Origin of the sequence: Bartonella sp. TT67HLJMS (assembly GCF_042193375.1) — a bacterium.
Lineage (GTDB): Bacteria > Pseudomonadota > Alphaproteobacteria > Rhizobiales > Rhizobiaceae > Bartonella > Bartonella grahamii.
In genome coordinates, this window is record NZ_JBHILP010000014.1 from 42,253 (window position 1) to 48,252 (window position 6,000).

At 37.8% G+C, this 6,000-nt stretch carries 6 protein-coding genes; 5 read left to right on the plus strand and 1 reads right to left on the minus strand.

Annotation, left to right across the window (positions count from 1 at the left end):
• The first annotated feature begins 108 nt into the window (after positions 1-108).
• From ACFIJQ_RS08130 to ACFIJQ_RS08150, 5 genes are all read left to right on the plus strand, one after another.
• Positions 109-462 (plus strand): helix-turn-helix domain-containing protein, encoded by a 354-nt coding sequence (locus tag ACFIJQ_RS08130; protein WP_375629746.1) that lies wholly within the window; start codon positions 109-111, stop codon positions 460-462.
• Between the two features lie 597 nt (positions 463-1,059).
• Positions 1,060-1,635, plus strand: coding sequence for an elongation factor P (gene efp / locus ACFIJQ_RS08135; protein ID WP_273787683.1), 576 nt, complete (start codon positions 1,060-1,062; stop codon positions 1,633-1,635).
• Positions 1,636-1,646: 11 nt separating this feature from the next.
• Positions 1,647-2,438 carry an inositol monophosphatase family protein gene (locus ACFIJQ_RS08140; protein ID WP_273787682.1) on the plus strand — a complete coding sequence of 264 codons (792 nt, stop codon included), beginning with the start codon at positions 1,647-1,649 and terminating at the stop codon, positions 2,436-2,438.
• Positions 2,439-2,654: 216 nt separating this feature from the next.
• On the plus strand, positions 2,655-2,792 hold the full coding sequence (locus tag ACFIJQ_RS08145) for a hypothetical protein (protein WP_375629749.1): 138 nt from the start codon (positions 2,655-2,657) through the stop codon (positions 2,790-2,792).
• 23 nt (positions 2,793-2,815) lie between these two features.
• Positions 2,816-3,190 carry an inositol monophosphatase family protein gene (locus ACFIJQ_RS08150; RefSeq protein WP_375629737.1) on the plus strand — a complete coding sequence of 125 codons (375 nt, stop codon included), beginning with the start codon at positions 2,816-2,818 and terminating at the stop codon, positions 3,188-3,190.
• A 378-nt stretch (positions 3,191-3,568) separates the two neighbouring features.
• On the opposite strand, the gene ACFIJQ_RS08155 is transcribed toward ACFIJQ_RS08150, so the two are convergent.
• Positions 3,569-5,374 (minus strand): hypothetical protein, encoded by a 1,806-nt coding sequence (locus tag ACFIJQ_RS08155; RefSeq protein ID WP_375629740.1) that lies wholly within the window; start codon positions 5,372-5,374, stop codon positions 3,569-3,571.
• Positions 5,375-6,000: the final 626 nt, after the last annotated feature.

Genomic DNA, 6,000 nt, shown 5'->3' on the forward strand with positions numbered 1-6,000 from the left:
GCGAAGATGTAAATGCAAAACTTGGCTTATCTGTGATTGAAGCGGCTGAATAGCTTTCTATATCCTGTGTAGCATTTTCTAGGGTATCGGTAAAATCCTTATAACGACATTTTCAATGGCAAATTCATTGGCAAAAAAATTCGTTTGAGACGAAAAATGCTAAAAATGTCTCAAAAAACATTAGGTCAACATTTGGGTGTTACTTTCCAACAAATCCAGAAATATGAAAACGGCTTAAATCGTGTCAGCGCAGGGCGTTTAAAAGAAATTGCCGATATCTTAAATGTTCCGGATTCCTTTTTTTACGCGGATATCTTAACAAAACAACAGCCCCCATACCACCATGATGAAATCGCATCAAGTACAGAGGAATACCTGCTGCTCAAAAAATTTAGAGTTCTAACCTCGATAAAACAAAGAGCCATTTTACAATTATTCTCTGATCAAAATGAAAGCTTTTAACATTATGATATAGGGCGCTACACTCTCTGTTCTTAACTTGCCTCCCACACCTCAAAGGACAGAAGTCCCTTCCCTATCCAGTTGGTAAACAATCCGTCTTCTCAAAACAGAACTCTTTTAGCTTCCCATTTCATGTGGTTCATTTCACAAGATTATCCGGACAAGCCCCCCTCAAATATTCACCACACATTCTCAATTAAAAACACCTCATGGTTTTACGGAACTTATATCATTGCCATCAATTATATCATTGCCATCAATGATGATATTTTACGACACAACGGGATAAATTCCGCCAAAAATTCTAAAAAATTTTTGTGCAAATTTTTAAAAAGCTTGCGTCTGAGCGCTTTTTATGGTCTTGCAAAGAACTGAAAAGCAAAAATACATCAAGGTCCTTTTTTACTTAAGCTTTTCTCTTTGCAAAAAACATGAGAAAGCCTATGGAGCACACAGGACCATGAGAGAGCCGCAAGGCTAATCAAAGGAATTTGAGCCCGAAAATAACAAAAGAGCTCACCGTTAAAGGCAGCAAAGAAAAGCGCCATAACGACAACAAAAGAGTTCTTTTTGCAAGAATAGAATTGGATAGAAACGATGAAAATTAATGGCAATGAAATTCGCCCTGGTAATGTGATCGAACATCAAGGAAGCTTATGGGTTGCTGTTAAATGCAACGCTGTAAAACCAGGAAAAGGTGGTGCATTTAACCAAGTTGAAATGAAAAATTTAATTGATGGTACAAAACTTAATGAACGGTTTCGTGCTGCTGAGACGGTTGAACGCGTGCGCCTTGAACAAAAAGATTTCACATTTCTTTATCAGCAAGGGGATGCTTTGGTCTTTATGGATTCAGAATCTTATGAACAACTTGAACTTCAAAAGGATTTTGTTGGTGAACGTGCTGCTTTTCTCCAAGATGGGATGACTGTCACAGTTGAACTTTATCAAGAAAAACCTATTGGCATCTCACTTCCTGACCAAGTTGCTGTCACGATTGTGGAAGCCGATCCTGCCATCAAAGGACAAACGGTTACCTCCTCTTATAAACCCGCCATTCTTGAAAACGGGATTCGTATTCTTGTTCCCCCCTTTATGAATGCTGGTGAACGTATCATTGTAGACACCAATGAGTTGATTTATTTGCGTCGCGCAAATGAAAAAGATAAATAAAGGAATAAAAAATGGCCCATTCTGCAGTCATGAATGTCATGGTGCAAGCTGCAATGAAAGCAGGACGCTCGTTGGTGCGTGATTACGGTGAAGTGCAAAATTTGCAAGTGTCTTTGAAAGGACCAGCAGATTATGTCAGCCAAGCAGATCGCAAAGCGGAAAAAATCATTTTTAATGAATTAAGCAAAGCGCGCCCCAAATTTGGTTTTCTAATGGAAGAGTCTGAAGAAATCATTGGCGAAGATTCCCAACATCGTTTCATTGTTGACCCTCTAGATGGCACCACAAATTTTCTCCATGGCATTCCTTTTTTTGCTGTTTCCATTGCCTTAGAAAGTCAAGGGAAAATCGTTGCTGGTGTCATTTACAATCCCGTAAGTGATGAACTATTTACCGCAGAACGCGGTTGTGGTGCTTTTTTCAATGACCGACGCTGTCGTGTTTCTGCACGGCGCAGACTAGAAGATTGTGTCATTGCCACAGGTATGCCTCATTTTGGTCGCCCAAATCATGGAACCTATCTTATTGAATTACGCAATGTGATGGCGGAAGTTGCCGGACTTCGCCGTTTTGGCGCTGCTGCTCTTGATTTAGCTTATGTTGCTTCTGGCCGAACCGATGGCTTTTGGGAAGATAACTTGCAAATTTGGGATATGGCTGCTGGAATATTGATGGTTCGCGAAGCCGGTGGTTTTGTCACCGATAAAGAAGGCGGAAGCGATATATTTCGCAAAAAAAATATCATTGCTGGCAATGAACACATTCGCATCAAACTAGAAAAAACCCTCAAAAAAGGCATTTAGACCTCAGAAAAGATCTAGCAGATTATGTCAGCCAAGCAGATCGCAAAGCGGAAAAAATTATTTTCAATGAATTAAGCAAAGCGCGCCCCAAGTTTTGTTTTCTGATGGAAGAGTCAGAAAAAATCATTGGAGAAGATTCACAACACCGTTTTATCGTTGACCCTTTGAGATGGCACCACAAATTTTCTCCATGGCATTCCTTTTTTTGCTGTTTCCATTGCCTTAGAAAGCCAAGGAAAAATCGCTGATGGTGTCATTTACAATCCCGTAAGTGATGAACTCTTTACCGCAGAACGCGGGTATGGTGCTTTTTTCAATGACCGACGCTTCGCGTTTCTTCTCGACGCAGACTAGAGGATTGTGTCATTGCTACAAGCATGCCTCATTTTGGTCGTCCAAATCATGGAACCTATCTTATTGAATTGCGTAATGTGATGATGGAAGTTGCTGGATTTCGCCGTCTTAGCGCTGCTGCTCTTGATTTAGCTTATGTCGCCGCAGGAAAAACCGATGGCTTTTGGGAAGATAACCTACAAATTTTTGATAGAACTACCAGCATACTGATGGTTCGCAAAACCGGTGGTTTTTTCACCGATAAAGAAGGCAACAATATATTTCGCAAAAACACATCATTGCCGGAAATGAACACATTCGCATCAAACTATAAAAAATCTCAAAAAAGGTATTTAACTCTTACAGTTTTTTACAAAACCCTTAGAACCTTAAAAAACCACATGAAGAGAGAATTTTAAATTTTCTTTACATAAAACGATAGGAAACAACTGATCAGATAGTGACAAAAACATCATCACAAATAAAAAATATACTCGCTATAAACCCCACAAAAGCAATCCTCTAGCTTACCTTATTGACGTTTCTGTTATTCAAATCCCCCTCCAAACAAGCTAAAAAAGGCAATTATCGCACCCAAAACAAAAACACAATCCATTTCCTCCTCAATATATGCTCTTTATAGTGCGCTATCCATTGATCGAAAAACTCTCCTCTCTCATAAAAACTGCCGCATATGCCCAAGAGTTTTCACGTCTTTTCCACCACTGCATAATAGCAGAAATTTCAGAAAAACCACTGATTCAGTGGGCTGTTCCCTACCCCTTTATTCAACCGTTTTACAAATAGTTTATCAAATGCCGACGACATTTATAATAATGAAAATCTTTGTTTTCCAAAATTGCTTTCTGCACTTCACTTGCAAGCTGTTCTTTATCTTTTTCAATAGCCTCTTTCAGCGCCTTTACCTTCTTATCCCCAAAGATAACTTTTAATTTTTCTTTTAACTTTTTTTCCTCAACAAGCTTCTCCCAAAAGATCAACCGGTTATCGCATTTCTCATTTGATGATTTCATCCACTCTTTAACGCCTAATTTGTAAGCTTCTTCAAATGTTGGATTCCCTTCAACAATGGAAAGATTTTTTGCTCTATTTGTGTCATTCTCTTTACAAGTATTGATTACATCTCTAACTGTGACAGAATGGCAACCATTATCAAAGGCAACATAGCCCCTTTGCACTGTTTTAATAAGCTTCTTATAGTAAATGAAAATTTCTCTTGCCGCCTTATAATCACTGGAAATATCACACAACAACAACAACACATTCTTTTTACAATATAATAATAAAGTACACTCACCAGACCAAGATTCCGAAAGTTTTAGCATTTCCTCTATCTCTTTGTGTTCTATACTTATAGATATGTTGTCCCACAAAGTATCTGTAAATTTTTTCTTTTCATCCTCCCCTGTAAAGTTTTCCTTTTGGTGCTGTTTGCATTCAGCTGTAATCATATCATCAAGAACATATAACCACCAATGAAGTAATAACATCGTAGGTTGACTCCGTTTTTTGTTCGTAAGAGGATCTACAAACTTTTGCAGAGTTATTCCATTCCTTCTCATTAATCGCACTGCTTTTAAACAAAATTTCCTAAAATACGAGGTATCCAAGAGACTACATATTTTTTTGTAATGTTCATAAGTAAGTTTTTTTCCAAGTGCTTGCTTGTACAATAAACGCACTTTGTGCTCCCCTCGAACACAAATATCCTTTACCAATGGAAGCCGATCTCCACTGAATTTCATATCTTCCCTAGGATTTTTTATCCCCAGTACGTCTCTTTCCCATAGCCTTACTCCCTCATCCCATTGTTTCAACCATTCTTGCGATACTTTTTGAGTTTTTGCCAAAAGTCTTTGTTCCCCTTGTGCAATAATATCTTGATATCCAACGCAATCTTGCTCTTTTTGCTCAAGTCGTTCAGTCAATTGAAGACACTTCTGTTCCCCTTGTGCAATAATATCTTGATGTCCAGCGCAATCTTGCTCTTTTCGCTCAAGTTGTTTAGTTAATTGAAGACACTTCTGTTCCCATTGTGCAATAATATCTTGATATCCAGCGCACTCTTGCTCTTTTCGCTCAAGTTGTTTAGTTAATTGAAGACACTTCTGTTCCCATTGTGCAATAATATCTTGATATCCAGCGCACTCTTGCTCTTTTCGCTCAAGTTGTTTAGTTAATTGAAGACACTTCTGTTCCCCTTGTGCAATAATATCTTGATGTCCAGCGCAATCTTGCTCTTTTCGCTCAAGTTGGTCAGTCAATTGAAGACACTTCTGTTCCCATTGTGCAATAATATCTTGATGTCCAGCGCAATCTTGCTCTTTTTGCTCAAGTTGTTTAGTTAAATACTTGTTTTGATAAATTGCCAATGCAAGCATTAAGCTTCCCCCACAACACACTATCATTGCAAAACCAAACAAAAAATCCACTGAGTATCCCAAATACCACGACTTCCCCATCAATATGATGCAGAAAATCATAACGCCGAATCTCACACTCCCACATTCTTTCCCCCATTTCCAAATGACCTTAATTATAGCTATTATGAAAGCTATTGCCCATTTTATGTCTTCTTCCATTCTTGCTCTCTTTTATTCTCACCAACATTTAACGCAGCTCTTTTCTCGATTTCTCGATATTGTATCATTATGTGTATATGTGATTTGAAAATCACTACATATTATATTTTAATAAAAATAATACACAAAATATAGATATTTTTGTTGGTAAAATAGAACAATTTGTATTTAATAATGCTGTTTTAGTGATTTATGTACTTTAAAGAAAAGCCTTATAAGCCCTCAAAATGCATGATCCATGAAATATTGATTTTCAAAGTAATAAAAACCTTAACTCAACCAAACAGCAAAACAAACTGCGTGCTTTGTTCGCACTGTTTTATAACATCAATAAAAAGCGCCTCTCTGCCTATTTATCAGTTCTTCTTTAAGTAGCCCAGCACCATCATACTCTTATGCCAGCGCCCCCGTTGTGATAGCCCTTGAAACTTGAGACGATTCATGAAGAGGACTTATTCTTTCTAAAGTGTTTTATTCATGCGGGCTCTCTCTGCTTGCCACATACAAGAGACATGGTTTTAACTAATACAACATAACTAAATTTGAAACGAGAAAGTCCTATGGTATTCATGATCTCTCATGAAAAACAATGAATTACTCTTATAAATCAACGTGACAGTGCTGTT

Bases quoted from the DNA above. Each gene is read 5' to 3' on its own strand.
- efp (WP_273787683.1), top strand. From the start codon at position 1,060: ATGAAAATTAATGGCAATGAAATTCGCCCTGGTAATGTGATCGAACAT.
- ACFIJQ_RS08140 (WP_273787682.1), top strand. From the start codon at position 1,647: ATGGCCCATTCTGCAGTCATGAATGTCATGGTGCAAGCTGCAATGAAA.
- ACFIJQ_RS08150 (WP_375629737.1), top strand. From the start codon at position 2,816: ATGCCTCATTTTGGTCGTCCAAATCATGGAACCTATCTTATTGAATTG.
- ACFIJQ_RS08155 (WP_375629740.1), bottom strand. From the start codon at position 5,374: ATGGAAGAAGACATAAAATGGGCAATAGCTTTCATAATAGCTATAATT.